The 24,971-nt window shown below is 73.6% G+C and carries 27 protein-coding genes; 23 read left to right on the forward strand and 4 right to left on the reverse strand.

Going from position 1 to position 24,971, the window contains the following annotated elements; genetic code table 11:
- Window positions 1-130: 130 nt before the first annotated feature.
- The 3 genes from prfA (at window position 131) to ACI8AF_RS11735 (ending at window position 3,579) form a co-directional block, all read left to right on the forward strand.
- Window positions 131-1,210: a peptide chain release factor 1 gene (prfA, locus tag ACI8AF_RS11725; RefSeq protein WP_456539882.1), complete on the forward strand. Its 1,080-nt coding sequence runs from the start codon at window positions 131-133 to the stop codon at window positions 1,208-1,210.
- 11 nt (window positions 1,211-1,221) lie between these two features.
- Window positions 1,222-2,043 carry a peptide chain release factor N(5)-glutamine methyltransferase gene (gene prmC / locus ACI8AF_RS11730; protein ID WP_456539980.1) on the forward strand — a complete coding sequence of 274 codons (822 nt, stop codon included), beginning with the start codon at window positions 1,222-1,224 and terminating at the stop codon, window positions 2,041-2,043.
- Between the two features lie 75 nt (window positions 2,044-2,118).
- Window positions 2,119-3,579, forward strand: coding sequence for a protein kinase domain-containing protein (locus ACI8AF_RS11735; RefSeq protein ID WP_456539883.1), 1,461 nt, complete (start codon window positions 2,119-2,121; stop codon window positions 3,577-3,579).
- A 9-nt stretch (window positions 3,580-3,588) separates the two neighbouring features.
- On the opposite strand, the gene ACI8AF_RS11740 is transcribed toward ACI8AF_RS11735, so the two are convergent.
- Complete coding sequence (locus ACI8AF_RS11740) at window positions 3,589-4,194, reverse strand: endo alpha-1,4 polygalactosaminidase (RefSeq protein ID WP_456539884.1); 606 nt, start codon at window positions 4,192-4,194, stop codon at window positions 3,589-3,591.
- A gap of 35 nt (window positions 4,195-4,229) precedes the next feature.
- On the opposite strand from ACI8AF_RS11740, the gene ACI8AF_RS11745 reads away from it, so the two are divergent.
- The 15 genes from ACI8AF_RS11745 (at window position 4,230) to ACI8AF_RS11815 (ending at window position 16,581) form a co-directional block, all read left to right on the forward strand.
- Window positions 4,230-4,871, forward strand: a complete 642-nt coding sequence (locus ACI8AF_RS11745; RefSeq protein ID WP_456539885.1) for an L-threonylcarbamoyladenylate synthase — start codon at window positions 4,230-4,232, stop codon at window positions 4,869-4,871.
- A 169-nt stretch (window positions 4,872-5,040) separates the two neighbouring features.
- Entirely contained in the window at window positions 5,041-6,318 is a 1,278-nt protein-coding gene (locus ACI8AF_RS11750; protein WP_456539886.1) for a serine hydroxymethyltransferase, read from the forward strand.
- Window positions 6,319-6,330: 12 nt separating this feature from the next.
- Window positions 6,331-7,593, forward strand: a complete 1,263-nt coding sequence (locus ACI8AF_RS11755) for a glycosyltransferase family 4 protein (RefSeq protein WP_456539887.1) — start codon at window positions 6,331-6,333, stop codon at window positions 7,591-7,593.
- Window positions 7,590-8,030, forward strand: a complete 441-nt coding sequence (locus tag ACI8AF_RS11760) for a hypothetical protein (RefSeq protein WP_456539888.1) — start codon at window positions 7,590-7,592, stop codon at window positions 8,028-8,030. The genes ACI8AF_RS11755 and ACI8AF_RS11760 overlap by 4 nt, the downstream gene beginning before the upstream one ends.
- A gap of 60 nt (window positions 8,031-8,090) precedes the next feature.
- Complete coding sequence (locus ACI8AF_RS11765; protein ID WP_456539889.1) at window positions 8,091-8,414, forward strand: AtpZ/AtpI family protein; 324 nt, start codon at window positions 8,091-8,093, stop codon at window positions 8,412-8,414.
- Window positions 8,411-9,241, forward strand: coding sequence for a F0F1 ATP synthase subunit A (gene atpB / locus ACI8AF_RS11770; protein ID WP_456539890.1), 831 nt, complete (start codon window positions 8,411-8,413; stop codon window positions 9,239-9,241). The genes ACI8AF_RS11765 and atpB overlap by 4 nt, the downstream gene beginning before the upstream one ends.
- An 87-nt stretch (window positions 9,242-9,328) precedes the next feature.
- Window positions 9,329-9,556 (forward strand): ATP synthase F0 subunit C, encoded by a 228-nt coding sequence (gene atpE, locus ACI8AF_RS11775; protein ID WP_135139887.1) that lies wholly within the window; start codon window positions 9,329-9,331, stop codon window positions 9,554-9,556.
- A 49-nt stretch (window positions 9,557-9,605) separates the two neighbouring features.
- On the forward strand, window positions 9,606-10,181 hold the full coding sequence (locus ACI8AF_RS11780; protein WP_456539891.1) for a F0F1 ATP synthase subunit B: 576 nt from the start codon (window positions 9,606-9,608) through the stop codon (window positions 10,179-10,181).
- The gene (locus tag ACI8AF_RS11785) at window positions 10,181-11,053 is read left to right on the forward strand and encodes a F0F1 ATP synthase subunit delta (protein WP_456539892.1); all 873 of its coding nucleotides are present in this window, start codon (window positions 10,181-10,183) and stop codon (window positions 11,051-11,053) included. Before ACI8AF_RS11780 ends, ACI8AF_RS11785 begins: the two co-directional genes overlap by 1 nt.
- A 58-nt stretch (window positions 11,054-11,111) precedes the next feature.
- On the forward strand, window positions 11,112-12,749 hold the full coding sequence (gene atpA / locus ACI8AF_RS11790) for a F0F1 ATP synthase subunit alpha (protein WP_456539893.1): 1,638 nt from the start codon (window positions 11,112-11,114) through the stop codon (window positions 12,747-12,749).
- Window position 12,750: 1 nt separating this feature from the next.
- A complete protein-coding gene (locus tag ACI8AF_RS11795; RefSeq protein WP_456539894.1) occupies window positions 12,751-13,722 on the forward strand; it encodes a F0F1 ATP synthase subunit gamma in 972 nt (323 codons plus the stop codon).
- 48 nt (window positions 13,723-13,770) lie between these two features.
- Window positions 13,771-15,219 carry a F0F1 ATP synthase subunit beta gene (atpD, locus tag ACI8AF_RS11800; protein ID WP_456539895.1) on the forward strand — a complete coding sequence of 483 codons (1,449 nt, stop codon included), beginning with the start codon at window positions 13,771-13,773 and terminating at the stop codon, window positions 15,217-15,219.
- Window positions 15,220-15,449: 230 nt separating this feature from the next.
- Window positions 15,450-15,632, forward strand: coding sequence for a hypothetical protein (locus ACI8AF_RS11805; protein WP_456539896.1), 183 nt, complete (start codon window positions 15,450-15,452; stop codon window positions 15,630-15,632).
- A gap of 118 nt (window positions 15,633-15,750) precedes the next feature.
- On the forward strand, window positions 15,751-16,137 hold the full coding sequence (locus tag ACI8AF_RS11810) for a F0F1 ATP synthase subunit epsilon (protein ID WP_456539897.1): 387 nt from the start codon (window positions 15,751-15,753) through the stop codon (window positions 16,135-16,137).
- 42 nt (window positions 16,138-16,179) lie between these two features.
- Window positions 16,180-16,581, forward strand: a complete 402-nt coding sequence (locus ACI8AF_RS11815) for a DUF2550 domain-containing protein (RefSeq protein ID WP_456539898.1) — start codon at window positions 16,180-16,182, stop codon at window positions 16,579-16,581.
- A 1-nt stretch (window position 16,582) separates the two neighbouring features.
- Here the strand turns inward: ACI8AF_RS11815 and ACI8AF_RS11820 are convergent, their stop codons facing one another.
- Window positions 16,583-17,191, reverse strand: a complete 609-nt coding sequence (locus tag ACI8AF_RS11820) for a cob(I)yrinic acid a,c-diamide adenosyltransferase (protein ID WP_456539899.1) — start codon at window positions 17,189-17,191, stop codon at window positions 16,583-16,585.
- A 44-nt stretch (window positions 17,192-17,235) separates the two neighbouring features.
- Between ACI8AF_RS11820 and murA the strand changes: the two genes are divergently transcribed.
- Window positions 17,236-18,516, forward strand: a complete 1,281-nt coding sequence (gene murA, locus ACI8AF_RS11825) for a UDP-N-acetylglucosamine 1-carboxyvinyltransferase (RefSeq protein ID WP_456539900.1) — start codon at window positions 17,236-17,238, stop codon at window positions 18,514-18,516.
- 2 nt (window positions 18,517-18,518) lie between these two features.
- Here murA and ACI8AF_RS11830 read toward each other — a convergent pair whose 3' ends face one another.
- Entirely contained in the window at window positions 18,519-18,848 is a 330-nt protein-coding gene (locus ACI8AF_RS11830) for a hypothetical protein (RefSeq protein WP_456539901.1), read from the reverse strand.
- 103 nt (window positions 18,849-18,951) lie between these two features.
- On the opposite strand from ACI8AF_RS11830, the gene ACI8AF_RS11835 reads away from it, so the two are divergent.
- The gene (locus ACI8AF_RS11835) at window positions 18,952-20,946 is read left to right on the forward strand and encodes a protein meaA (protein ID WP_456539902.1); all 1,995 of its coding nucleotides are present in this window, start codon (window positions 18,952-18,954) and stop codon (window positions 20,944-20,946) included.
- A 32-nt stretch (window positions 20,947-20,978) separates the two neighbouring features.
- On the opposite strand, the gene ACI8AF_RS11840 is transcribed toward ACI8AF_RS11835, so the two are convergent.
- Complete coding sequence (locus tag ACI8AF_RS11840) at window positions 20,979-22,010, reverse strand: Gfo/Idh/MocA family protein (protein WP_456539903.1); 1,032 nt, start codon at window positions 22,008-22,010, stop codon at window positions 20,979-20,981.
- Window positions 22,011-22,054: 44 nt separating this feature from the next.
- Between ACI8AF_RS11840 and ACI8AF_RS11845 the strand changes: the two genes are divergently transcribed.
- The 3 genes from ACI8AF_RS11845 (at window position 22,055) to ACI8AF_RS11855 (ending at window position 24,936) form a co-directional block, all read left to right on the forward strand.
- Window positions 22,055-22,828 (forward strand): enoyl-CoA hydratase-related protein, encoded by a 774-nt coding sequence (locus ACI8AF_RS11845; RefSeq protein WP_456539904.1) that lies wholly within the window; start codon window positions 22,055-22,057, stop codon window positions 22,826-22,828.
- 46 nt (window positions 22,829-22,874) lie between these two features.
- Window positions 22,875-23,405 (forward strand): NUDIX hydrolase family protein, encoded by a 531-nt coding sequence (locus tag ACI8AF_RS11850; RefSeq protein ID WP_456539905.1) that lies wholly within the window; start codon window positions 22,875-22,877, stop codon window positions 23,403-23,405.
- Between the two features lie 184 nt (window positions 23,406-23,589).
- Complete coding sequence (locus ACI8AF_RS11855; RefSeq protein ID WP_456539906.1) at window positions 23,590-24,936, forward strand: dicarboxylate/amino acid:cation symporter; 1,347 nt, start codon at window positions 23,590-23,592, stop codon at window positions 24,934-24,936.
- Window positions 24,937-24,971 lie beyond the last annotated feature (35 nt).

The raw sequence follows: 24,971 nt of genomic DNA on the forward strand, positions 1-24,971 counted from the left end.
CCGGGCCCCCCCCCGGGGGGGTGGGGCCGGGCGCCGTTCCATTGTCCCCCCCTGTCGCTTTCGGCCCCGAACGCGGCCCCCGCGACATCTCCGCTTTCGGCGCCGAAAGCGGTAGTGAGGTGAGCCACCAGTGACCTCCGGCACCGAGGCCGGCACCGACCGGCTGGCCGGGCTGCTCGCCGAGCACGCCTCGCTGGAGGCCGAGCTCGCCGACCCGGCCGTGCACGCCGACCAGTCCCGCGCCCGCCGCCTGGGCCGTCGCTACGCCCAGCTCGCGCCGGTCGTCGAGACGGCCCGCGCCCTGGACAGCGCCCGCGACGACCTCTCCGCCGCCCGCGAGCTGGCGGCCGAGGACGCCTCCTTCGCGGCCGAGGCGACCGCGCTGGAGGGCCGCATCGACGAGCTGTCCGACCGCCTGCGCGAGCAGCTGCTGCCCAAGGACCCCGACGACGACAAGGACGTCATCCTCGAAGTCAAGGCGGGGGAGGGCGGCGCCGAGTCGGCCCTGTTCGCCGGCGACCTGCTGCGCATGTACCTGCGCTACGCCGAGCGGCGCGGCTGGTCGGCCGAGGTGATCGACGCCGTCGACGCCGAGCTGGGCGGCTACAAGGACGTGAGCGTGGCGATCAAGGCCCGCGGCGACGAGGGCATCTGGTCGCGGCTGAAGTTCGAGGGCGGCGTCCACCGCGTGCAGCGGGTGCCGGTCACCGAGTCGCAGGGCCGGATCCACACCTCCGCCGCCGGCGTGCTGGTGCTGCCCGAGGCCGAGGACGTCGACGTCACCGTGGACCCGAACGACCTGCGCATCGACGTCTTCCGCTCCTCGGGCCCGGGCGGGCAGAGCGTGAACACCACCGACTCCGCCGTCCGGATCACCCACCTGCCCACCGGCATCGTGGTCAGCTGCCAGAACGAGAAGAGCCAGCTGCAGAACCGCGAGTCGGCGCTGCGCATCCTGCGCTCCCGGCTGCTCGCCGCCGCCCGCGAGGAGGCCGCCGCCGCGGCCAGCGACCAGCGGCGCAGCCAGGTGCGCACGGTCGACCGCAGCGAGCGGGTGCGCACCTACAACTTCCCGGAGAACCGGATCTCCGACCACCGCGTCGGCTACAAGGCCTACAACCTCGACCAGGTGCTCGACGGCGACCTCGACGCCGTCATCGACGCGCTCGACCGCGCGCACACCGCCGAGCTGCTGGCGGCCGGCTCCTGAAGGCCCGCACGCTGCTCGGGGACGCCGCCCGGCGCCTGGACGAGGCCGGCGTCGCCTCGCCGCGCGTCGACGCCGAGCTGCTGCTCGCCTTCGCGGTGGGCACCACGCGCACCGGGCTGCTCACCCTCGACGAGATCCCGGACGACGTCGCCGCCCGGTTCGCCGCCCTCCTCGAGCAGCGGGCCGACCGAGTGCCGCTGCAGCACCTCACCGGGCGGGCGCCGTTCCGCCACCTCGAGCTGGCCGTGGGCCCCGGCGTCTTCGTGCCCCGGCCCGAGACCGAGGCGCTGGTGGGCTGGGCGCTGGAGCGGCTGGCCGGGGCGGCCGCACCCGTGGTCGTCGACCTCGGCGCCGGATCCGGCGCGATCGCCCTGTCGATCGCCCACGAGCACCCCGGCGCCCGGGTGGTCGCCGTCGAGCGCGACCCGGTCGCCATCGAGTGGACCCGGACGAACGCTTCCGGCTCGACGGTCGAGGTGCTGGCCGGCGACATGACCGACCCCACCCTGCTCACCGACCTCGACGGCAGGGTCGACCTGGTGGTGTCCAACCCGCCGTACGTCCCCGACGGCGCCCGCGTGCCCCGCGAGGTCGCCGACCACGACCCGCCGCTGGCGCTGTGGGGCGGGCCCGACGGGCTCGACGTCGTCCGCGGCCTGCTGGTCACCGCGGCGCGCCTGCTGCGGCCCGGCGGGTGGCTGGGCATCGAGCACGCCGACCAGCAGGGCGGCGCGCTCCCGGCGCTGGTGCGGGCGCACGGCGGCTGGACCGACGTCGAGGACCACGCCGACCTGACCGGCCGGCCGCGGTACACGACCGCGCGGCGCGGCTGAGCGCCCTCACCCGTCCGGGCGTCCCGTGCATGGCGCGCACGCCCCGGTGGCACCCAACGACCTCAGGAGGTGGGCATGGAAGCGGGAACCCGGCTGCTCGCCGGTCGCTACGAGCTGCACGCCCTGATCGCCGGTGGCGGGATGGGCCAGGTGTGGCGCGGCCGCGACACGCTCCTCGACCGCCCGGTCGCCGTCAAGCTGCTGCGTGACGACATGGCCGCCGACGCCTCCTTCCTGGCCCGGTTCCGGGCCGAGGCGCAGCACGCCGCCGTCCTCACCCACCCGCACATCGCCGCGGTCTTCGACTACGGCGAGACGCGCTCCGCCACGGGCGGCGCGCCGCTGGCCTACCTCGTCATGGAGCTGGTCGAGGGGGAGTCGCTCGCCGCGCTGCTCGCCCGGCAGCCGCGGCCCGGCGTCCAGCGGACCCTCGACCTGGTCCGCCAGACCGCGGACGGCCTCGCCGCGGCGCACGCCGCCGGCCTCGTGCACCGCGACGTCAAGCCGGCCAACCTGCTCGTCCGGCGGGACGGCGTCGTGAAGGTCACCGACTTCGGGATTGCCCGGTCCGCGGCCGGCGTGCCGGTCACGGCGACCGGCCAGGTGCTCGGTACCGCGCACTACCTCTCGCCGGAACAGGCCTCCGGTGCGCCGGTCAGCGCCGCCAGCGACGTCTACTCCCTCGGTGTGGTCGCGTGGGAGTGCCTGGCCGGGCGGCGCGCCTTCGACGGCGACAACGCGGTCCAGGTCGCGGTCAAGCACATCCGCGAGGAGCCGCCGCCGCTGCCGGCCGACGTGCCGCCGGCCGTCCGCGCGCTCGTCGAGCGGGCCATGGCCAAGGACCCGGCCGAGAGGTTCCCGGACGGCGCCGCGGTGCGCGACGCGGTGGACCGGCTGGTCGCCGGTGCGCCGACCAGCCCGGTGGGGCCGGCGCCCACGCTGGTGCTGCCGGTCGCCTCGGTGCCGGCGACCTCGCCCGGGACGCCGCCGGCCGCCGCACCCGCCCGCCGGCGGCGCGTCGTCCCGCTCCTGCTGGGTGCGCTCGCCGCGATCGCCGTCGCCGTCGTGGTCGTCGTGCTCGCCGGCCGCTCCGCGCCGACCGACGCCGGGGAGGCCCCCACGAGCACGACGTCGAGCCCGGCGTCGAGCCCGGCAGGGATCGAGGTCGCCGCCGAGGAGTTCCTGGGCCGGCCCGTATCGGAGGTCCAGGCGGACCTGATCGGCCGCGGGCTGGCGGTGGAGCTCGTCCCCGTGGAGACCGCCGACGTCGCCGCCGGGCAGGTCACGGCGGTCGAGCCGACCGGCACGCTCGCGCCCGGCGACGCGGTGCGGGTGTCCTACGCCGTCCCGCCCGTACCGGCGCCGCCCGCCGGCGACGAGGGCAACGGCAACGGCAACGGCAACGGGAACGGCAACGGGAACGGCAACGGGAACGGCAACGGCAACGGGAACGGCAACGGGAACGGCAACGGCAACGGCAACGGGAACGGGAACGGCGACGAGGGAGGGGACGACGGCGACGAGGGCGACGGCTGAGCCGGGCGCTCAGGAGCCGCACTCCTCGAACACGTAGCCCGGCGTGCCGGGCGTGGTCAGCGCGAGGTCGCGGCGCAGCACCCGCACCTGCTCCGGGGCGGCGTCGCAGGGCCCGTACCCGACGTCCAGCACGACGTCGTAGGCCGCGGCGTACAGGTCGCACTCGTCGAACGCCGCGCAGTCCTCGGTGATGGCGAAGTCGAACCCGAGGTCGTCGTCCGCGAGCTCGGCGGCGGCGCAGCCGTCGATCCACCCGCCGACCACCTGCAGCAGCGCCTCCCGGTGGTCCTCGGTGGAGATGTCGAGGAGGAACTCCCCGGGCCAGGCCGGGTCCTCGACCGCGTCGCCGTCGGCGTCGCGGAGCAGCAGCTCCCCGGGGATCGAGGTGTCGCCCGGTTGCGTCCGGAAGGCGTTGACGTGGCAGACCGAGTAGAGCGCCGGGTCGGCCGGATCCTCCCGGTCGCGGACGACGATGCCGACGCCGGCCGCGGTCGGGTCGGCGCCGCCGAGCTGGTGGTCGAAGCCACCACCGCGCGGCGGCAGGAGCACGTCGGGCACCCCGCCGCAGCCGGGCAGCACCAGCAGCCCGGCGACCGCGAGCGCCGCCCACCGCACGGGACCGCAGCGCAGGTGCGGCAGGATCGTCGGTCGTGGCCGACGTCTTCGACTGCTCCGATCCCGACGCCCGGGCTGCCGGCCTCGACGCCGCGGCCGCCGCGATCGCCGACGGGAAGCTGGTCCTGCTGCCCACCGACACCGTCTACGGCGTGGCCGCCGACGCGTTCAGCCCCGGGGCCGTCACCGGCCTGCTGGCGGCGAAGAACCGCGGCCGGGCCATGCCGGTGCCGGTGCTGGTCGGTGAGGCTTCCACCCTGTCGGGGCTGGTGCTGCACCTGCCGCCCGTGGCGAACGAGCTGGCGCAGGCGTTCTGGCCCGGCGGGCTGACCCTCGTCGTGGAGCACGCGCCGTCGCTCGCGTGGGACCTCGGCGACGCGGAGGGCACGGTCGCCGTCCGTCTGCCCGACGACGACGTCGCCCGCGACCTGCTGCGGCGCACCGGCCCGCTGGCGGTGTCCAGCGCCAACCGCTCCGGCCGCCCGGCCGCGACGACCGCGCAGGAGGCGGTCGACCAGCTCGGCGAGCACGCCGCCGTCGTCCTGGACGGCGGACCGCGGGCCGGCTCGGCGGCGAGCACGATCGTCGACTGCACCGCGCCGACCCCGCGCGTGCTGCGGGTCGGCGCCATCCTGGTGGAGCGCCTGCGCGAGGTCGTGCCCGACATCACCGATTGAAGAAGGACGAGCCTGCCCCCCACGCCCCGCAGGCTCGGCGCGGGGCCCTGCAGGGGAGCCGTTCCAATCCGTCACCACGCGGGGGACCGGCACGGATCCACTCCGTTCCAGGTCCGGGCGATACCGTGGTGCGACAGCCCCCCGCCCGACGCCTCTGGAGCGCGCCGCGATGAGCACCCCCTACTGGGGCCCGGACTTCGACGCCCTGGCCGACTTCGATCCCGACATCGCCGGCGTGGTCGTCGACGAGCTCGACCGCCTCCGCGGCGGCCTGCAGCTCATCGCCAGCGAGAACTTCACCAGCCCGGCGGTGCTCGCCGCGCTGGGCAGCACGTTGTCGAACAAGTACGCCGAGGGCTACCCCGGCCGCCGCTACTACGGCGGCTGCGAGGTCGTCGACCGGGCCGAGGAGATCGGCATCGCCCGCGCCAAGGAGCTCTTCGGCGCCGACCACGCCAACCTCCAGCCGCACTCCGGCGCCAACGCCAACCTGGCCGCCTACGGCGCCTTCCTCAAGCCCGGGGACACCCTGCTGGCGATGGCGCTGCCGCACGGCGGGCACCTCACGCACGGCGCCAAGGTGTCGTTCTCGGGCAAGTGGTTCGACGCCGTCCAGTACGGCGTGCACCCCGAGACCGAGCACATCGACTACGACCAGGTCCGCGACCTGGCACGCGAGCACCGGCCGAAGATGATCATCTGCGGTGGCTCCGCGATCCCGCGGCTGATCGACTTCGCCGCCTTCCGCGAGATCTGCGACGAGGTCGGCGCGGTCATGATGGTCGACGCCGCGCACTTCATCGGCCTGGTCGCCGGCAAGGCCATCCCGAGCCCGGTGCCCTACGCCGACGTCGTCACCTTCACCACGCACAAGGTGCTGCGCGGCCCGCGCGGCGGCGCGATCGTCTGCAAGGAGGAGCACGCCAAGGCGATCGACAAGGCCGCGTTCCCGATGATGCAGGGCGGCCCGCTCATGCACGCCGTCGCCGCCAAGGCGGTGAACCTCAAGGAGTGCCTGCAGCCGGAGTACCAGGCCTACGCCCGCCAGGTCATCGCCAACGCGCAGGCGCTGACCGAGGGTCTGGCCGCCGAGGGCCTGCGCCCGGTCGCCGGCGGCACCGACACCCACCTCGCCCTCCTCGACCTGCGCGAGACGGGCGTGACCGGCGCCGACGCCGAGGCCCGCTGCGACGCCGCCGGCATCGTGCTGAACAAGAACGCCATCCCGTTCGACCCGCAGCCGGCGTCGGTCGCCTCCGGCATCCGCGTCGGCAGCCCGGCGGTCACCACCCAGGGCATGACCGAGACGGACATGAAGGAGATCGCCTCGCTCATCGGGACGGCGATCCGCGACGCCGAGGGCAGCCGCACCACCGAGGTGGCCACCGCCGTCCGCGAGCTCGTCTCGGCCCACCCGGCCTACCCCGAGCCGCAGCACGCCGGCTGACCGCCGCCGCCCATGCGCGAGTACGCCGTCGTCCTGCTCACCGCCGGCCTGGTCACCTTCCTGGCCACGCCGGTGGTGCGGATGGTGGCGATCCGGCTGCGGATGATGGCCGCCCCGCGCGAGCGGGACGTGCACGTCATCCCCACCCCGCGCGGCGGCGGCGTGGCCATGTACTTCGGCGTCGCGGCGGCCGTGCTCGTGGCCACCCGCCTGCCGGCGCTGCAGCGCACCTTCGACGACTCGCAGACCGCCGCGGTGCTCGCCGCCGGCGGCCTGATCTGCCTGCTCGGCGTGCTCGACGACAAGTTCGGCCTGGACGCCCTGACGAAGCTCACCGGCCAGATCGCCGCGGCCGGCGTCATGGTGCTGCTCGGCGTGCAGCTGGCCTTCGTGTTCCTGCCCGTCGCGGACATCGGCACCCTGTCGCTCGGCCCCGACGTCGGGGTGCCGCTGACGATCCTGCTCACCGTCCTCACGGTGAACGCGCTGAACTTCATCGACGGCCTCGACGGGCTGGCCGCCGGGGTCTCGGCGATCGCGGCGCTGGCTTTCTTCGCCTACAGCTACAACCTCGGCCTCGTCGGCTACGACGACGTCGCGAGCGCCCCGGCGCTCATCACCGCGACGCTGGCCGGTGCCTGCCTGGGCTTCCTGCCGCACAACTTCAGCCCGGCCCGCATCTTCATGGGCGACTCCGGCTCGATGCTGGTCGGCCTGATGCTCTCGGCGGCGGCGGTGACGGCGACCGGGGGGGTGGACCCCCAGTCGTTCGACTCCGCGGCCAGCCTGCTGCCGCTGACCCTGCCGCTGCTCGTGCCGATCGCGATCCTGCTCATCCCGTTCGTCGACCTGGTCATGGCCGTGGTCCGCCGGAGCCTGCGGGGCAAGTCGCCGTTCTCGCCGGACAAGATGCACCTGCACCACCGGCTGCTCTCGATCGGCCACTCGCACCGCCGCGCGGTGCTGGTCATGTACTTCTGGGCCGCGCTCCTGTCGTTCGGCGCGGTGACGCTGTCGATCACCGGCGGCCGCGCCGAGCTGCTGGTGGCCATCGGCGTCCTGCTGGTCGTCGGCGTCGTCGTCGTGCTCAGCCCCCGGGCCCGCCGGGCCGCCCGCGAGGCGCGCGCCGCCGAGCTGCTGGCGCAGAAGGAGCGCAGCCGCGCCGACCACCCGACCGCCCGGGCGGCGCGGGCCGCCGCCGTGCAGCCGCCGCTGCCGGCCGCCCCTCCCGAGCAGGAACCGCGGACGCCCGGCGTGCGGCAGGTGGTCCCGTGACCACCCCCGCCGCCCGGTCCGACGCCCCGTGGGACCTGTCGTTCCTCCGGGTGGGCGCCCTCGTCGCCGCCGCCGTCACCGCGGTGGCCGCACCCGTCGTGGGGCTGCTCGCCGGGTGGGACGACGCCGTCGGCGTGCTGGCCGGGGCCGTCGTCGTCACGGCGTTCTTCTGCGCGTCCGGCCTGGTGGTGGCGTGGGCGGGGCGGATCAACGACTCCTTCACGCTGCCGGCCGCGCTCGGCATGTTCTTCGTCAAGGCGGTCGTGCTCTTCGGCGTGCTCAACGCGCTGCCGGAGGAGGGCTGGCTCGACCGGCTCGCCCTCGCCTGGAGCGTGATCGTGGGGGCGCTGCTCTGGAGCGGCGTGCAGCTGCGCTGGGTCTGGACGCGGCAGATCTACTACGTGCCACCGCCCGCACCGCCCCGGACGGGTGACTGACGACGCCGGCTCCCGGGCTGGGACGGAGCGCCTGATCCCCGGCTGATACTGTCGGCCGCGATGGCCGAGGACCTTCCCCCTCGTGGGGAGCCCCGGCCTCGACCTGCGGTCACGCCCGGGCAGGGCAGTGGTGCCGAGACCGGCTACGCCGTCATCGGGACGCTGATCTCCGGGATGGCCGTGTGGGGCGGGGTCGGCTGGTTGCTCGACCGGTGGCTGGACACCAAGGTGTTCGTCCCGGTCGGGATCCTCCTCGGCATCTCGGTCGCCATCTACCTGGTGGTGGCCAGGTACGGAGGCCTGCCCCCGACCGACGGGAGCGGGCAGGGCAAGACCCCGGGCGGACGACGGAGCCGGCCCAGGACGCAGAAGGGACAACGGTGACCTCGAGCGCCCTCGCGCTAGGGAACGTGCTCGCCGCCGCCGAGGGCGGTGGCGGCGACGGCTTCCAGGCCCCCGGTATCGAGGAGTTCTACCCGGAGCCCCTGTTCTCGTTCACGCTGCTCGGCATCCCGTTCGAGGTCACGCGGATCACCGTCTGGCTGTGGATCGCCACGATCGCGATGCTGCTCTTCCTCGTCGCGACGGTGCGCAAGCCGTCGATCGTCCCGAGCAAGCTGCAGTTCGTCGGGGAGAGCGGCTACTCGCTGGTCCGCGACGGGATCGCCCGCGACGTCGTCGGGCCGAAGGGCCTGCCGTTCGCGCCGTTCCTGGCCTCGTTGTTCTTCTTCATCCTCGCGAACAACATGCTGTCGATCATCCCGTTCGCGCAGATCTCGCCGATGTCGAAGTTCGCGTTCCCGCTGGTGCTGGCCGCGATCTGCTGGGTCCTCTACATCTACATCGGGATCCGGGAGCAGGGCGCCGGCCGCTACTTCAAGGACATCCTGTTCCTGCCCGGCGTGCCCAAGCCGATGTACATCCTGGTCACGCCGATCGAGATCCTGCAGAACTTCATCGTGCGGCCGTTCACCCTCGCGGTCCGGCTCTTCGCGAACATGTTCGCCGGCCACATGCTGCTGGTCGTCTTCTCCCTCGGCGCGGTCTACCTCTTCAGCCGCGACAACTTCTCGTTCATCTTCGGCCCTGTCTCGGCGCTGATGGCGATCGTCATGACCTTCTTCGAGCTGCTGGTCATCTTCCTGCAGGCCTACGTCTTCACGGTCCTGATGGGCACGTACCTGAACGGGTCGATCGAAGCCGAGCACTGAGCCAGCGCACCCCCGAACCGCACCACCGCACGACCCCCGCCAGCCGCCCGGACTCCCTGGGCGACGACACAGGAGGAACACCCCGCAATGGACGTTCTCGCGGAACTGACCGGCAGCATCGGCTCGGTCGGCTACGGCCTCGCCGCCATCGGCCCGGGCATCGGCGTGGGCATCGTCTGGGCCGCCTACATCCAGGCGACCGCCCGTCAGCCCGAGTCGGCCGGCCTCACGCGTACCTACGCCTTCCTCGGCTTCGCCCTCTCCGAGGCGCTCGCCCTGATCGGCTTCGTCGTCCCCTTCGTCTTCGGCATCTGACCCGTACCTCCAGGTACGGGCGTCCACTCCAGACAGGGACACTGAGAGCATGAGCATCCTCGCTGCGGAGGAACACAACCCGCTGCTCCCGCCGGTCGGCGAGATCATCATCGGGCTGATCGCGTTCGGCATCGTGCTGCTGGTGCTGTTCAAGTTCGTCGCGCCGCGCTTCGAGCAGGTCTTCCGGGCCCGCCGCGAGGCGATCGAGGGCGGGATCGAGCGGGCCGAGAGCATGCAGGCCGAGGCCAAGGCGGCGCTGGAGCAGTACCGCGCCCAGCTCGCCGAGGCGCGCACCGAGGCGGCGCAGATCCGCGACGCGGCCCGCGCCGAGGGCCAGCAGATCATCGAGGAGCTGCGGGCCCAGGCGCAGGAGGAGTCGGCGCGCATCGTCGCCCGCGGCGAGGAGCAGCTCGCGGCCAACCGCCAGGCCGTGGTGAACGAGCTGCGCGGTCAGCTCGGCGCCCTGGCCGTCGAGCTCGCCGGCCGGGTGGTCGGCGAGTCGCTCGCCGACGAGGCGCGCCGGCGGGGCACCGTCGACCGCTTCCTCGACCAGCTCGACGGCATGACGGCGGCGTCCGACGGCCGGGGCGGCAGCACCGTCGCCGCCCGGGACGGCGGCCGCTGATGGAGGCCTCCAGCCGGGAGGCGCTCGCCGCCGTCCGCGAGCTGCTCACCGAGCGGACCCGGGGTGCCTCGGGCCTGCTCGAGAAGGCGCGCGAGAAGGTCTCGGGCAGCCCGCGCGCGGCCACCGACGCCGAGCTGCTCCAGCTCGGCGACGAGCTGTTCGCCGTCGCCCGGGTCCTCGACCAGCAGCCGACGCTGCGCCGTGCGCTGTCCGACCCGAGCGCCCGGCCGGACGACCGGGCCGGTCTGGCCCGGCGGCTGTTCGACGGCAAGGTCTCCGGCCGCACCGTCGACCTGCTCGAGGGCGTCGCCCGGCAGCGCTGGTCGCGTCCGCTCGACCTGGCCGAGGCGCTCGAGGCCCTCGGCACCGACGCCTCGCTGTCGGCGGCCGAGACGCGTGGCGAGCTCGACAGCGTGGAGGACGACCTGTTCCGGTTCGCCCGGATCGTCGGCGGCGACGCCGAGCTGTCCCGCCTGCTCAACGACCACGCCGCGTCGGCGAAGGGCCGTGCCGAGCTGCTCGACCGGCTGCTGGCGAACCGGGTCAGCCCGGTCACCGCCCAGCTGCTGCGCAACGTCCTGACCGCCGGGCACGTCGGCCAGGCGGAGACCGCGATCGAGCGGCTGTCGGAAGCGGCCAGCGCCCGACGGGGTCAGTCGATCGCGTACGTCACGTCGGCCGTCGCGCTGACGGCGACGCAGGAGCAGCGGCTCAGCCAGATCCTCGGCCGCCTCTACGGGCGGGCGATCGGGCTGCAGGTCACCGTCGACCCCGAGGTCCTCGGCGGCCTGGTCATCCGCGTCGGTGACGAGGTCATCGACGGCAGCATCGTCCACCGCCTCGAGACCGCGGGCCGGCGACTGGTCGGCTGACCGGCCCCCGACACCACAAGCCTCCAGAACGACGAAAAGCAGGGAAGAGGACGCCGCCATGGCCGAGCTCACCATCTCCGCGGACGAGATCCGCAGCGCCATCCAGAGCTACGTCACCGAGTACGCCCCCGACGTCTCCCGCGAGGAGGTCGGGATCGTCACCGAGGCCGGTGACGGCATCGCCCGCGTCGAGGGCCTGCCGTCGGTCATGACCAACGAGCTGCTCGAGTTCGAGAGCGGCGTCCGCGGCCTGGCGCTGAACCTCGACACCCGCGAGATCGGCGTCGTCGTCCTCGGCGACTTCGCCGGGATCGAGGAGGGCCAGCAGGTCCGCCGCACCGGCGAGGTGCTCTCCGTGCCGGTCGGCGACGGGTACCTCGGCCGGGTCGTCGACCCGCTGGGCAACCCGATCGACGGCGCCGGCCCGGTGGAGACCTCCGGCCGCCGCGCCCTCGAGCTGCAGGCCCCCACGGTGGTGCAGCGGCAGTCGGTCAAGGAGCCGCTGCAGACCGGCATCAAGGCCATCGACGCCATGACGCCGATCGGCCGCGGGCAGCGCCAGCTGGTCATCGGCGACCGGCAGACCGGCAAGACCGCGATCGTCGTCGACACGATCATCAACCAGAAGGAGGCCTGGGCCACCGGCGACCCGGCGCAGCAGGTGCGCTGCATCTACGTCGCCGTCGGGCAGAAGGGCTCCACGATCGCCGGCATCCGCGCGGCGCTCGAGGACGCCGGCGCGATGGAGTACACGACGATCGTCGCCGCCCCCGCCTCGGAGGCCGCCGGCTTCAAGTACATCGCCCCCTACACCGGCTCGGCCATCGGCCAGCACTGGATGTACGAGGGCAAGCACGTCCTGATCGTCTTCGACGACCTGACCAAGCAGGCCGAGGCCTACCGCGCGGTGTCGCTGCTGCTGCGCCGCCCGCCGGGCCGCGAGGCCTACCCCGGCGACGTCTTCTACCTCCACTCCCGGCTGCTGGAGCGCTGCGCCAAGCTCTCCGACGACCTGGGCGCGGGCTCGATGACCGGCCTGCCGCTGATCGAGACCAAGGGCAACGACGTGTCGGCGTACATCCCGACCAACGTCATCTCGATCACCGACGGCCAGATCTTCCTCGAGACCGGTCTGTTCAACTCCGGTGTCCGCCCGGCCATCAACGTCGGCATCTCGGTGTCGCGGGTCGGCGGTTCGGCGCAGATCAAGGCGATGCGCTCGGTGGCCGGCCGCCTGCGGCTGGACCTCGCGCAGTACCGCGAGCTCGAGGCGTTCGCCTCGTTCTCCTCCGACCTCGACGCCTCCAGCCGGGCCACCCTGGACCGCGGCCAGCGCCTGGTCGAGCTGCTCAAGCAGGGCCAGTACTCGCCGTACCCGGTCGAGCGCGAGGTCGTCTCGATCTGGCTGGGCACCACCGGCAAGCTCGACAAGGTGCCGGTCAGCGAGGTGCGCCGGTTCGAGAGCGAGTTCCTCGACTTCCTCGCCCGCAACCACGGCGGCGTCTACGACGAGATCCGCACCTCCAAGCAGCTCGGCGACGACGCGGTCTCGACCCTGGAGCGCGCCGTCGACTCCTTCTACGGCCAGTACCAGACCTCCGAGGGCGGCACGCTGCGGATCAACGAGCCCGAGGCCGAGGCCATGGACGCGTCGGAGCGCGGCCAGGAGCGCGTCCAGGTCAAGCGGAGCGCCTGACGTGGCCGGTTCCCTCCGCGCGCTGCGGCGCCGCATCCGCTCCACGCAGTCGACGAAGAAGATCTTCTCGGCGCAGGAGCTGATCGCCGGTGCCCGCATCGTGCGTGCGCAGGCGCGGGTGGAGGCGTCCAAGCCCTACGCCCGGGAGATCACCCGGGTGCTGTCGGCGCTGGCGTCCTCCGCCTCGCTGGACCACCCGCTGCTCACCGAGCGGCAGAACGCGCGCCGCGCCGGCGTCCTGGTGATCACCTCCGACCGCGGGTTCGCCGGCTCGTACAACGTCAACGTCCTGCGCCGCACCGAGGAGCTGCTGTCCCTCCTGCGGCAGGAGGGCAAGGAGCCGGTGCTCTACGTCGTCGGCCGGAAGGGGGAGACCTACTACTCCTTCCGCAACCGGCCGTTCGAGCAGTCGTTCACCGGCTTCTCCGAGCAGCCCGGCTACGTCAACGCCCAGGAGGTCGGGCGCGTCCTCATCGACGCGTTCACCGCCGGTGAGGACGACGAGGACGGCGGTGCCGGCGCCGACGGCGTGCTCGGCGTCGACGAGCTGCACATCGTCTACACCGAGTTCCGGTCGCTGCTCAGCCAGGTCCCGGTCGCCAAGCGGATGGCCCCGCTGGAGGTCGAGGAGGTCGAGGAGTTCGACTACGAGCGCGAGGACCGCGAGGCGGGGCGCACCGGGGACTCCGGTGTGCCGACGTCCTACGAGTTCGAGCCCTCGGCCGAGTCGCTGCTCGACGCGCTGCTGCCGAAGTACGTCACCACCCGGATCTACGCGGCGATGCTCGAGGCGGCCGCCTCGGAGTCGGCGTCGCGGCGCCGGGCGATGAAGTCGGCGTCGGACAACGCCGAGGAGCTGGCGAAGAACCTCTCGCGGCAGGCCAACCAGGCCCGCCAGGCCGAGATCACCCAGGAGATCAGCGAGATCGTCGGCGGTGCCGACGCCCTCGTGTCGGCCGGCGCCGACGACTGACCCCATCCGAACCGCACCAGACAGCCGCAGGGCAGGAGAGCAGTACAGATGACCGTCACCGAGGACCGCTCGACCACCTCGCAGACCCAGGGCGCCACCGGCCGGGTCGTGCGGGTCACCGGGCCGGTCGTCGACGTCGAGTTCCCGCGCGACGCGATGCCCGACCTGTTCAACGCCCTGAAGGTCGACGTCACCCTGGCCGACCTGGGCAAGACGCTGACCCTCGAGGTCGCCCAGCACCTGGGTGACAACGTGGTCCGCACCATCTCGATGCAGCCCACCGACGGCCTGGTCCGCGGCGCCCCGGTCACCGACACCGGCTCGGCCATCTCGGTGCCGGTCGGCGACGTGACCAAGGGCCACGTGTTCAACGCCCTCGGCGACTGCCTGGACCAGCCGGGCTACGGCGAGGACGCCCCGCACTGGGAGATCCACCGGCACGCGCCGCGCTTCGACCAGCTCGAGGGCCGCACCGAGATGCTGGAGACCGGCATCAAGGTCATCGACCTGCTCACGCCGTACGTGGCCGGTGGGAAGATCGGCCTGTTCGGCGGTGCCGGCGTGGGCAAGACGGTGCTCATCCAGGAGATGATCCGCCGGGTCGCCCAGGAGTTCGGTGGTGTGTCGGTGTTCGCCGGCGTCGGCGAGCGCACCCGCGAGGGCAACGACCTCATCACGGAGATGACCGAGTCCGGCGTCATCGAGTCGACCGCGCTGGTCTTCGGCCAGATGGACGAGCCGCCGGGCACCCGGCTGCGGGTGGCGCTGTCGGCGCTGACGATGGCGGAGTACTTCCGCGACGAGCAGAACCAGGACGTGCTGCTCTTCATCGACAACATCTTCCGGTTCACCCAGGCCGGCTCGGAGGTGTCGACGCTGCTCGGCCGCATGCCGTCGGCCGTGGGCTACCAGCCCACGCTGGCCGACGAGATGGGCGAGCTGCAGGAGCGGATCACCTCGACCCGCGGCCATTCCATCACCTCGATGCAGGCGATCTACGTGCCCGCCGACGACATCACCGACCCGGCGCCGCACACCACGTTCGCCCACCTCGACGCGACGACCGTGCTCTCCCGGCCCATCTCCGAGAAGGGCATCTACCCGGCCGTGGACCCGCTGGACTCCACCAGCCGGATCCTCGACCCGCAGTACATCGGGCAGGAGCACTACAACGTCGCCCGCGAGGTGCAGCGCATCCTGCAGCGCTACGTCGAGCTGCAGGACATCATCGCGATCCTCGGCATCGACGAGCTCGGTGAGGAGGACAAGGTCACCGTCCAGCGGGCGCGGCGCATCGAGCGCTTCCTCTCGCAGAACATGTTCGTGGCCGAGGCCTTCACCGGTCAGCCGGGCTCCTTCGTCCCGCTGTCGGAGACCCTCGAGGCGTTCAAGGCGCTCACCGAGGGCAACTACGACCACGTGCCGGAGCAGGCCTTCTTCATGTGCGGTGGCCTCGAGGACCTCGAGCGCAACGCGGAGAAGCTCAAGCGCGGCTGACGAAGGACCCCCTGCGCCCCGCCGCTCGCGAGCTCGCGGCGGGGCCCTGCAGGGGGCCGTTCCAGGACGTTCCGGCGGCCGGGTCCCCTCACGGGGCCCGGCCGCCGGCGTTCCCGGGAGGGCCGTCACCCGGCCGGGTGATGCATCGTGGGAAAACTCCTTCCGCCCGGCCGGGCTGCCGAGCATCCTCTGTGGTGGCGCCCAGCCCGTGGGCACCGTGGGAGACGACAGTGGAACCGCAGGACACGAGGACCATCGACGCCGGCGCCGGCTGGAGCTGGCCCGCCTACGCGCCGTGGGAATCCCTCGACGAGGCCCGGTACGCGCTCGACGAGTGGGCCCCCGCGTCCACGGTGCGCCACCCCTGGGTGCGGGTCGGCCGCTGGACCATCCTGTACCGCCGCGCCGCCTGAGCGCAGCAGCCTGCGCGCGGCCGGTCGACGACGCGCCGCTACAGTGAGCAGGACTCGTCGTCGCGCCTCCCGGGCCGGCGACCCGTACCGCCATCGTCGGTGGACCCCGAGGAGTGTCGTGGCGACCCTGCAGGTCGAGTTGGTGGCCGTCGAGCGCAGGCTCTGGTCGGGCGAGGCCCGCATGGTGATCGCCCGCACCACCGAGGGCGAGCTGGGCGTCCTGCCGGGGCACGCCCCGCTGCTCGGGCAGCTGGCCGAGGGCGGCGTGGTGACCATCCGCACCGAGTCCGGTGAGGACGTCGTCGTCGCCGCGCACGGCGGCTTCCTGTCGGTGACCGACAAGGGCGTCTCCATCCTCGCCGAGACCGCCGAGCTCTCCGGCGACATCGACGTCGAGCGCGCCCGCGAGGCGTTGCGCCGGGCGCAGGACGAGGACGACCCCGAGTCGGTCGCCGCCGCCCGCCGCGCGATCGGCCGGCTGCGGGCCGCCGGTCAGGACGTCTGACCCGGTCCGCTCCCGCTCCCCCCGGATGCCGCAGGACGTGCCGTGACCACTGTTCTGCTCGTCCTGGCGGGAGTGCTGGTGGTCGCGGTCGTCGTCGCGTTCCTCCTGCGCCGCCGCTTCCTGCTCACCGGGCTGGGTGCGGTCACCATGTGGCTGCGCCCGGCGCACTCCGCGCGCTGGTCGGTCGGCGTCGCGTGGTTCGGCGACGACAGCCTGCTCTGGTACCGCGCGCTGTCGCTGGCGGTGCGCCCGCAGCGCCGGCTGCCGCGCGCCACGCTGACCGTCGAGGGACGCCGGCGGGTGACCGCGGACGACGTCGCGCTCCCCACGGACGTCGTCGTCCTCACCTGCCGGACCGACGTCGGACCGCAGGAGCTCGCCATGGAGCCCTCGACGCTGACCGGCTTCCTGTCCTGGGTGGAGTCCGCGCCGGGGGTCAGGTGACCTACTCGGTCGCCTTGGCGGCCCGCTGGGCGTGCACGCCGCTGTGCGCGCCGGGCTCCCACAGCACGTCGCCGTCGGGGTTGGCCACCCGGGCGAGGATGAACAGCAGGTCCGACAGCCGGTTGAGGTAGCGCGCCGTCTCGGGGTTGGTGCGCTCGGCGTCGACGGCCAGCAGCGCCCAGACGCTGCGCTCGGCCCGCCGCACCACCACCCGCGCCTGGTGCAGCAGCGCGGCCGCCGGGGTGCCGCCGGGCAGGATGAAGCTGTTCAGCTTCGGCAGCGCGGCGTTGTGGGTGTCGCAGGCCGCCTCGAGCCGCTCGGTGTAGGCCGCCGTGATCCGCAGCGGCGGGAACTCCGGGTCGGGCGTGATCGGCGTGGAGAGGTCGGCCCCGACGTCGAACAGGTCGTTCTGGATGCTGCTGAGCAGCTCGGCGACCCCGGCCGGCGGGGAGCCCAGGGCGAGGGCCACGCCGAGCACGCTGTTGGCCTCGTCGACGTCGGCGTAGGCGACCAGCCGCGGGTCGGTCTTGGCCACCCGGCTCATGTCGCCGAGGTGCGTCTGGCCGGCGTCGCCGGTCTTCGTGTAGATGCGGGTGAGCCGGACCGTCACGGCCGCGAGCGTAGTCCTGCGTGTGCCCACCGTAGGGTGGACCGGTGGAGTGCTTCCAGGTGACCGGGGGGACGGCCCTGCGCGGGCGGGTCCGGGTCACGGGCGCGAAGAACAGCGCCCTCAAGCTCATGGCCGCCGCGCTGCTGGCGCCCGGCACGACCGTCCTCGACGAGGTGCCCGACATCCTCGACGTCGCGATCATGAGCGAGGTGCTGCGCCGGCTCGGCTGCGGCGTCTCCTACGAGCGCACGCCGGGCAGCGGCGGGGGCGGCCGGGTGACCATCGACGTCCCCGAGGCCCCGTCGACCGAGACCGACTACGACCTGGTCCGGCGGATGCGCGCGTCGATCAGCGTCCTGGGCCCGCTGGTCGCCCGGTGCGGCAGCGCCCGGGTGGCGCTGCCCGGCGGCGACGCGATCGGCTCCCGCGGCCTGGACATGCACATCTCCGGGCTGGAGAGGCTCGGCGCCACCATCACCAGCGAGCACGGCTTCCTGGTGGCCAGCGCGCCGTCGCTCACCGGGACGTCGATCTGGCTGGACTTCCCCTCGGTCGGCGCCACCGAGAACCTGGTCATGGCCGCCGTCCTGGCCGAGGGGACGACGGTCATCGACAACGCCGCCCGCGAGCCCGAGATCGTCGACCTGTGCTCGATGCTGGCGCTCATGGGCGCCAAGCTCGACGGCGCCGGCACCTCGACCATCACCGTCGAGGGCGTGGCGTCGCTGTCGCCGGTGACCTACTCGACGGTGCCCGACCGCATCGTCGCCGGCACGTGGGCGATCGGCGCCGTCATGACCCGCGGGGACGTCGTCATCGAGCGCGCCGTGGCCGACCACCTGACCGTCGCGCTGGACAAGCTGCGTACCGCCGGGGCGCACGTCGAGGCGCTGCCCGACGGCGTCCGGGTCGCCATGGACGAGCGGCCGCGCGGCGTCGACGTCGTCACGCTGCCCTACCCGGGCTTCCCGACCGACCTGCAGCCGATGGCCGTGGCGCTGGCCGCGGTCTCGACCGGTACGGCGCTGATCACCGAGAACGTGTTCGAGGGCCGGTTCATGTTCGTCAACGAGCTGGTCCGGCTCGGCGCCTCGGTGCGGACCGACGGCCACCACGCCGTCGTGCGGGGCCGGGAACGGCTCTCCAGCGCGCCGGTCGTGGCCACCGACATCCGGGCCGGGGCCGGGCTGGTGCTGGCCGGCCTGGTCTCCGACGGCGTCACCGAGGTGCAGGAGGTGCACCACGTCGACCGCGGCTACCCGGACTTCGTCCAGCAGCTGCGCGGGCTCGGCGTCGAGATCGAGCGCATCCAGCGGGACTTCTGAGGCTAGTCCGTCGACGGGAACGAGGCGGCCAGCGCGCGGGCCCGGTCGGCGTCCTCGGGGAAAACGAGCACCACGGCGCGGTGGGCCTCAGGGAAGCGGATCGTCGAGCGGATGCCGGCGTCGGAGAGCACCGCCCGCAGCGCCAGCGCCGACTCCCGCCGCGACAGCGTGGCCACCTTGGTGAGCAGGCCGTCGTCGGTCGCGCTGGGGCGGGGCCGCGCGGAACCGGAACCGGTCGACGCCCAGCGGAGGAACAGGCCGAGCAGCACCACGACCGCGATCGCGATGACCGGCCCCACCAGGAAGTGCAGGCTGCCCGCCTCGATCGGCACCCGGGACCTCCTCGGCTCGGCCGTCCTCCCGCCGAGTGTGCCACCGGTCACGCTGTCCCGTCCGGGGCTGCTACTGGCCGGTAACCGCCCCTAGACTCCCGCCATGCCGTTCCCTTCAACGCCGAAGGAGCGCGACCGGCCCTGGGTGATGCGCACCTACGCCGGCCACTCCTCGCCCGCGGAGTCCAACGCGCTGTACCGGCGCAACCTGGCCAAGGGCCAGACCGGGCTGTCCGTCGCCTTCGACCTGCCCACGCAGACCGGCTACGACCCCGACGACGAGCTGGCCGCCGGCGAGGTGGGCAAGGTCGGCGTCCCGGTCACCTCGCTGGCCGACATGCGGACGCTCTTCGACGGCATCCCGCTCGACGAGATGAACACGTCGATGACCATCAACGCGACGGCGATGTGGCTGCTCGCGCTCTACCAGGTGGTGGCCGAGGAGCACGGGCACGACGTCTCGAAGCTGGCCGGGACGACGCAGAACGACATCATCAAGGAGTACCTGTCGCGCGGGACGTACGTGTTCCCGCCCGGGCCCTCGATGCGGCTGATCACCGACATGGTCGCCTACACGGTCACGGCCATGCCCAGGTGGAACCCGATCAACATCTGCAGCTACCACCTGCAGGAGGCCGGCGCGACGCCGGTGCAGGAGGTCGCCTACGCCCTGTCGACGGCGATCGCCGTCCTCGACTCGGTGCGCGACTCCGGGCAGGTGCCGCAGGAGCGCTTCGGCGAGGTGGTCGCGCGCATCTCCTTCTTCGTCAACGCGGGCGTCCGCTTCGTCGAGGAGATGTGCAAGATGCGCGCCTTCACCCAGCTCTGGGACGAGCTGACGGCGGAGCGCTACGGCGTCGAGGACCCCAAGCACCGCCGGTTCCGCTACGGCGTCCAGGTCAACTCGCTGGGGCTGACCGAGGCGCAGCCGGAGAACAACGTCCAGCGGATCGTGCTGGAGATGCTCGCGGTCACGCTGTCCAGGGACGCCCGCGCCCGCGCCGTGCAGCTGCCGGCGTGGAACGAGGCGCTGGGCCTGCCGCGCCCGTGGGACCAGCAGTGGTCGCTGCGGCTGCAGCAGGTGCTCGCCTACGAGACCGACCTGCTCGAGTACGACGACCTGTTCACCGGCTCGGTCGTGGTGGAGCGGAAGGTCGCCGAGCTGGTCGAAGGTGCCCGCGAGGAGATCGCGCGGGTGCAGGAGATGGGCGGCGCGGTCGCCGCGGTCGAGAGCGGCTACATGAAGGGGCAGCTGGTGGCCTCGCTGGCCGAGCGGCGGCGGCGCATGGAGAGCGGCGAGGACGTCGTCGTCGGCGTGAACAGGTTCGAGTCGACCGAGCCCAACCCGCTGCTGGCCGACCTCGACACCGCCATCCAGACCGTCGACCCGGCGGTCGAGGCGGCCGCCTGCGAGTCGGTGCGGAAGTGGCGCTCCGAGCGCGACCCCGCGCCGGTGGAGCGGGCCTTGGCGCGGCTGCGCGAGGTCGCCGGGACGTCGGAGAACCTCATGGACGCGACCCTCGAGTGCGCCCGCGCCGGGGTGACGACGGGGGAGTGGGCCGGCGTGCTGCGCGAGGTGTTCGGCGAGTACCGGGCACCCACCGGGGTCGCGGCGGCGACCGGCGGCGGCGAGGCCGACGAGTCGCTGGCGTCGGTGCGCGAGCGGGTGCGGGCCACCGGCGAGGAGCTGGGCGGCCGGCTGCGCTTCCTGGTGGGCAAGCCGGGCCTCGACGGGCACTCCAACGGTGCCGAGCAGATCGCCGTCCGCGCCCGCGACGCCGGCTTCGAGGTGGTCTACCAGGGCATCCGGCTGACCCCGGCGCAGATCGTGTCGGCGGCGGTCGAGGAGGACGTCGACGTCGTCGGCCTCTCGGTGCTCTCCGGCTCGCACCTGCAGGTGGTCCCCGCCGTGCTGCAGGGCCTGCGCGAGGCCGGCCTGGACGACGTCCCGGTGGTCGTCGGCGGGATCATCCCCGACAGCGACGCCCGCCGGCTGCGCGAGCAGGGGGTGGCGCGGGTGTTCACGCCGAAGGACTTCGGGCTGACCGACATCATGGGCCAGGTCGTGGACGTGATCCGCGAGGCCCAGAAGCTCTGACCGGAGGCCGGGAGCGCAGGTTCCCCGCGCTCTCAGCCTCCGATCTCGACGACGACGCCCTCGGTGGCGCTGCGGCGGGCGGCGTCGAGCACGGTGGCGGTGACGACGGCGTCGCGCGCGGGCACCGGCACGTCGCCGTCCCCGCGGACCGCGGCGGCGAAGGCCGGGTAGAAGGTGTCCCAGGCGCCGTCCGACGTCGGCACGACCTCGCCGGCGTCACCGCGGCGCAGCCGGCCCCAGCGCTCCTCGGGCTCGGCGCCCCAGCCGGCGCCCTCGGTGGCGGGCGTCCGGCCGGCGAGCAGGGCCGCCTCCTGGCCGTCCATCGGCCCGCCGACGGTGTAGGCGCCCTCGGTGCCGCTCACCCGGAACCGGTCGCCGGGCGCTCCCTGGGTCCAGCTGCCGTACAGGTGCGAGCGGGCGCCGTCACGGTGGGCGAGCGCGACGAAGAAGTCGTCGTCCAGACCGTGCGCGTTGACGTGCCACTCGGCGTACACCGACGCGACCGGGCCGAGCAGCACCAGCGCCTGGTCGACCAGGTGGGCACCGAAGTCGCGCAGCGTGCCACCGCCGGCCGCCGGCGGGCCGGGCTCGGGGTCGAAGCGCTCGAAGCGCGACTCGAGGCGGGTGACCGTGCCGAGCCGGCCGCCGTCGACCAGGGCGCGCACGGTCAGGAAGTCGGAGTCCCAGCGCCGGTTCTGGTACGGCGCCAGCGGCAGCCCGAGGCGCTCGGCGCGCGCGACCGAGCCGCGCGCGGCCTCGGCGTCGAGGGCGAACGGCTTGTCGCAGACCACCGCCAGCCCGAGGTCGAGGGCGCGGTCGGTGAGCGCGGTGTGCGTGTCGGCCGGGGTGGAGATCGCCACCGCCTCGGCGCCGGCGTCGGCCAGCGCCTCGAGGGAGTCGAACGTCGTCGTCCCGGGGTGCTCCCGGCGCGCGAGCTCCCGGCGCTCCGGGGACGTGGTGACGACGCCGAGGAAGTCGCACCCGGGCGCGCTGGCCAGCAGGGGGGCGTGGAAGTACCGGCCGCCGAAGCCGTACCCCACCAGGCCGAACCGGACGGGCTCCATGGGTCGATCTTGCCGGGTGCGCCCCGCGGTGGTGGAGTCGGCCCATGACCGAGGACGGCGCACCGCGGGTGGAGCGCGACGGCGACACGATCTGCATCACGATGACCCGGGGCGCGCGGCGCAACGCGCTCGCCCGCGACCACCTGGGGCAGCTGCTCGCCGCGTTCACCGAGGCCGGCGGCACCGACGCGACGGGCATCGTGCTAGCGGGTGAGGGGCCGGTGTTCAGCGCCGGCCACGACTTCCGCGACGTCAAGGACCGCCCGGTGACCGAGGTCCGCAGCCTGCTCGCGCTCTGCACGGAGCTCATGCGGACGATCCAGGAGGTGCCCCAGGTCGTCCTGGCCCGGGTGCACGCCCTGGCGACGGCGGCCGGCTGCCAGCTGGTGGCCTCCTGCGACCTGGCGGTCGCGGCGGAGTCGGCCGGCTTCGCCGCCCCCGGCGGCAAGGGCGGCTGGTTCTGCCACACCCCGATGGTCGCGATCGCCCGCAACGTCGGCCGCAAGCGCGCGATGGAGCTGGCGCTCACCGGTGACGTCATCGACGCCCGGACGGCGCTGGACTGGGGACTGGTCAACCGCGTCGTGCCCGACGACGAGCTCGACGCCGCGGTGCGCGACCTGCTCGGCCGGGCCACCCGCGGCTCCCGGGCCAGCAAGGCCTGGGGCAAGCAGACCATGTACGCGCAGCTGGACCGCCCCGAGCAGGACGCCTACGCGATCGCCGTCGAGGTCATGGCGTCGGCCAGCCAGCTGCCGGGCGCCCGGGAGGGCATGGCGTCGTTCCTGGAGAAGCGTTCACCCGTCTGGCCGGACTAGCCGCCTCGGCCGGGCAGCGCCCGGCGGCGTCGGCTAGACAGTGCGCATGACCGAGGTGACGCAGTCGGGCACCAGCTGGCTCTCCCGGGAGGAGATGGACGCCGCCCGCGAGCGCCTGCCCATCGTCTACGTCGACGCCGTCCCCGTGCGCGTGGACGAGCGCGGCACCGTCACCGAGGTCGGGCTGCTGCTGCGCATGGGCGAGGACGGCCAGGTCAAGCGGGCGCTGGTGTCGGGGCGGGTGCTCTACCACGAGCGGGTCCGCTCGGCGCTGCTCCGCCACCTCGAGAAGGACCTCGGCCCGCTGGCGCTGCCCCGCCTGCCCACCGCGCCGCAGCCCTTCACGGTCGCCGAGTACTTCCCGACGCCCGGGGTGACGCCGTTCCACGACCCGCGGCAGCACGCGGTGTCGCTGGCCTACGTGGTGCCGGTCGAGGGCGACTGCGCCCCGTCGCAGGACGCGCTGGAGCTCACCTGGTTCACCCCCGAGCAGGCGCGCCAGCCCTCCGTGCTCGCCGAGATGGCCAACGGGCAGAGCACGCTGCTGCTGCAGGCGCTCGCCCACGTGGGGGTCTAGCGCCGGGCGTGAGGGTGCGCACACCCGGGATGGTTGCGCGCTGGGACGGCATTGACCCTCCCGTGCACAACCTCTGGGGCCTGACGCGCCGCCGCGCGCTCGACTTCGGCCGGGTGACGACCGCCGGCTGTTGACGCCGCCGCGCCGTCGACCCTCCCGAACCCCTGAAAGGCAACCCCTCCTCGTGCTCGCCCGTCTCCGCCGCGTCCCGTTCGCGGCGCAGGTCCTCCTCGCCCTCGCCGTCGGCGTCGCGCTCGGTCTGGTCGCCCGCGACCTCGGCCCGGTCGCCGACGGCACCCCCAACTGGCTGACCAGCACCCTCCAGACGATCGGCAGCACCTTCGTCACGCTGCTGAAGGTCCTCGTCCCGCCGCTGGTCGTCACCGCCGTCATCGTCAGCATCGCCAACCTCAAGCAGGTCTCCAACGCCGCCCGGCTGGCCGGCCAGACGCTGCTGTGGTTCGCGATCACCGCGCTGATCGCCGTCTCGATCGGCATCGGCCTCGGCCTGCTCACCGAGCCGGGCCGCAACAGCTCGGTGGACGCCGCCGCCCAGCAGGTGCCCGAGAGCACCGGCTCGTGGTGGGACTTCCTCACCGGCCTGGTGCCGGGCAACGTCCTCGGCCTGCAGGGCTCGGCCGAGGGCGCCCTGTCGTTCAACGTCCTCCAGCTCATCGTCATCGCGGTCGCGATCGGCGTCGCGGTGCTCAAGGTCGGCGAGCCGGCCGAGCCGTTCCTCGCCGTGGTCCGGGCGGCGCTGGCCGTCGTCCAGAAGGTGCTGTGGTGGGTCATCCTGCTCGCCCCGCTGGGCACGGTCGGCCTGATCGGCAACGCCGTGGCCAGCTACGGCTGGGAGTCCCTGGGCTCGCTCGGCGTCTTCGCCGGGGCCGTCTACGCGGGCCTCGCGCTGGTGCTCTTCGTCGTCTACCCGGTCCTGCTGCGGCTGCACGGCCTGTCGCCGCTGCGGTGGTTCGCCGGCGCCTGGCCGGCGATCCAGCTGGCGTTCGTCTCCCGCTCCTCGATCGGCACGCTGCCGGTGACCGAGCGGGTGACCGAGCAGAACCTCGGCGTCCCGCGCTCCTACGCCTCGTTCGCGGTGCCGCTGGGCGCGACGACCAAGATGGACGGCTGCGCCGCGATCTACCCGGCGCTGGCGGCGATCTTCGTGGCGCAGTTCTTCGGCGTCGACCTGTCGATCACCGACTACCTGCTCATCGCCCTGGTCTCGGTCGTCGGCTCCGCGGCCACCGCGGGCGTCACCGGCGCCGTCGTCATGCTCACCCTGACGCTGTCCACCCTCGGCCTGCCGCTGGCCGGTGTCGGTCTGCTGCTGGCGATCGACCCGATCCTCGACATGGGCCGGACGGCGGTGAACGTCGCGGGCCAGTCCCTCGTGCCGACGATCGTCGCCAAGCGGGAGGGCATCCTCGACGTCGACCGCTACCGGTCGACCTCCACGGTGGACCCGCTCGCCCGGGTCGACGAGCGCGGCGGTGTGGACGCCGACCTGCGCGAGCCCGTGCGCGCCTGAGCCGCGCCACCGGTGCCCCGGTCCTCCGTCCGCGG

The sequence above is a fragment of the Blastococcus sp. SYSU D00669 genome (genome assembly GCF_054050715.1).

Coding starts and splice junctions, on each gene's coding strand:
- ACI8AF_RS11780 (WP_456539891.1), top strand. CDS start 9,606: ATGAGCATCCTCGCTGCGGAGGAACACAACCCGCTGCTCCCGCCGGTC.
- ACI8AF_RS11765 (WP_456539889.1), top strand. CDS start 8,091: ATGGCCGAGGACCTTCCCCCTCGTGGGGAGCCCCGGCCTCGACCTGCG.
- ACI8AF_RS11845 (WP_456539904.1), top strand. CDS start 22,055: ATGACCGAGGACGGCGCACCGCGGGTGGAGCGCGACGGCGACACGATC.
- ACI8AF_RS11755 (WP_456539887.1), top strand. CDS start 6,331: ATGCGCGAGTACGCCGTCGTCCTGCTCACCGCCGGCCTGGTCACCTTC.
- atpD (WP_456539895.1), top strand. CDS start 13,771: ATGACCGTCACCGAGGACCGCTCGACCACCTCGCAGACCCAGGGCGCC.
- ACI8AF_RS11785 (WP_456539892.1), top strand. CDS start 10,181: ATGGAGGCCTCCAGCCGGGAGGCGCTCGCCGCCGTCCGCGAGCTGCTC.
- ACI8AF_RS11850 (WP_456539905.1), top strand. CDS start 22,875: ATGACCGAGGTGACGCAGTCGGGCACCAGCTGGCTCTCCCGGGAGGAG.
- ACI8AF_RS11735 (WP_456539883.1), top strand. CDS start 2,119: ATGGAAGCGGGAACCCGGCTGCTCGCCGGTCGCTACGAGCTGCACGCC.
- atpE (WP_135139887.1), top strand. CDS start 9,329: ATGGACGTTCTCGCGGAACTGACCGGCAGCATCGGCTCGGTCGGCTAC.
- ACI8AF_RS11835 (WP_456539902.1), top strand. CDS start 18,952: ATGCCGTTCCCTTCAACGCCGAAGGAGCGCGACCGGCCCTGGGTGATG.
- atpA (WP_456539893.1), top strand. CDS start 11,112: ATGGCCGAGCTCACCATCTCCGCGGACGAGATCCGCAGCGCCATCCAG.
- ACI8AF_RS11750 (WP_456539886.1), top strand. CDS start 5,041: ATGAGCACCCCCTACTGGGGCCCGGACTTCGACGCCCTGGCCGACTTC.
- ACI8AF_RS11840 (WP_456539903.1), bottom strand. CDS start 22,010: ATGGAGCCCGTCCGGTTCGGCCTGGTGGGGTACGGCTTCGGCGGCCGG.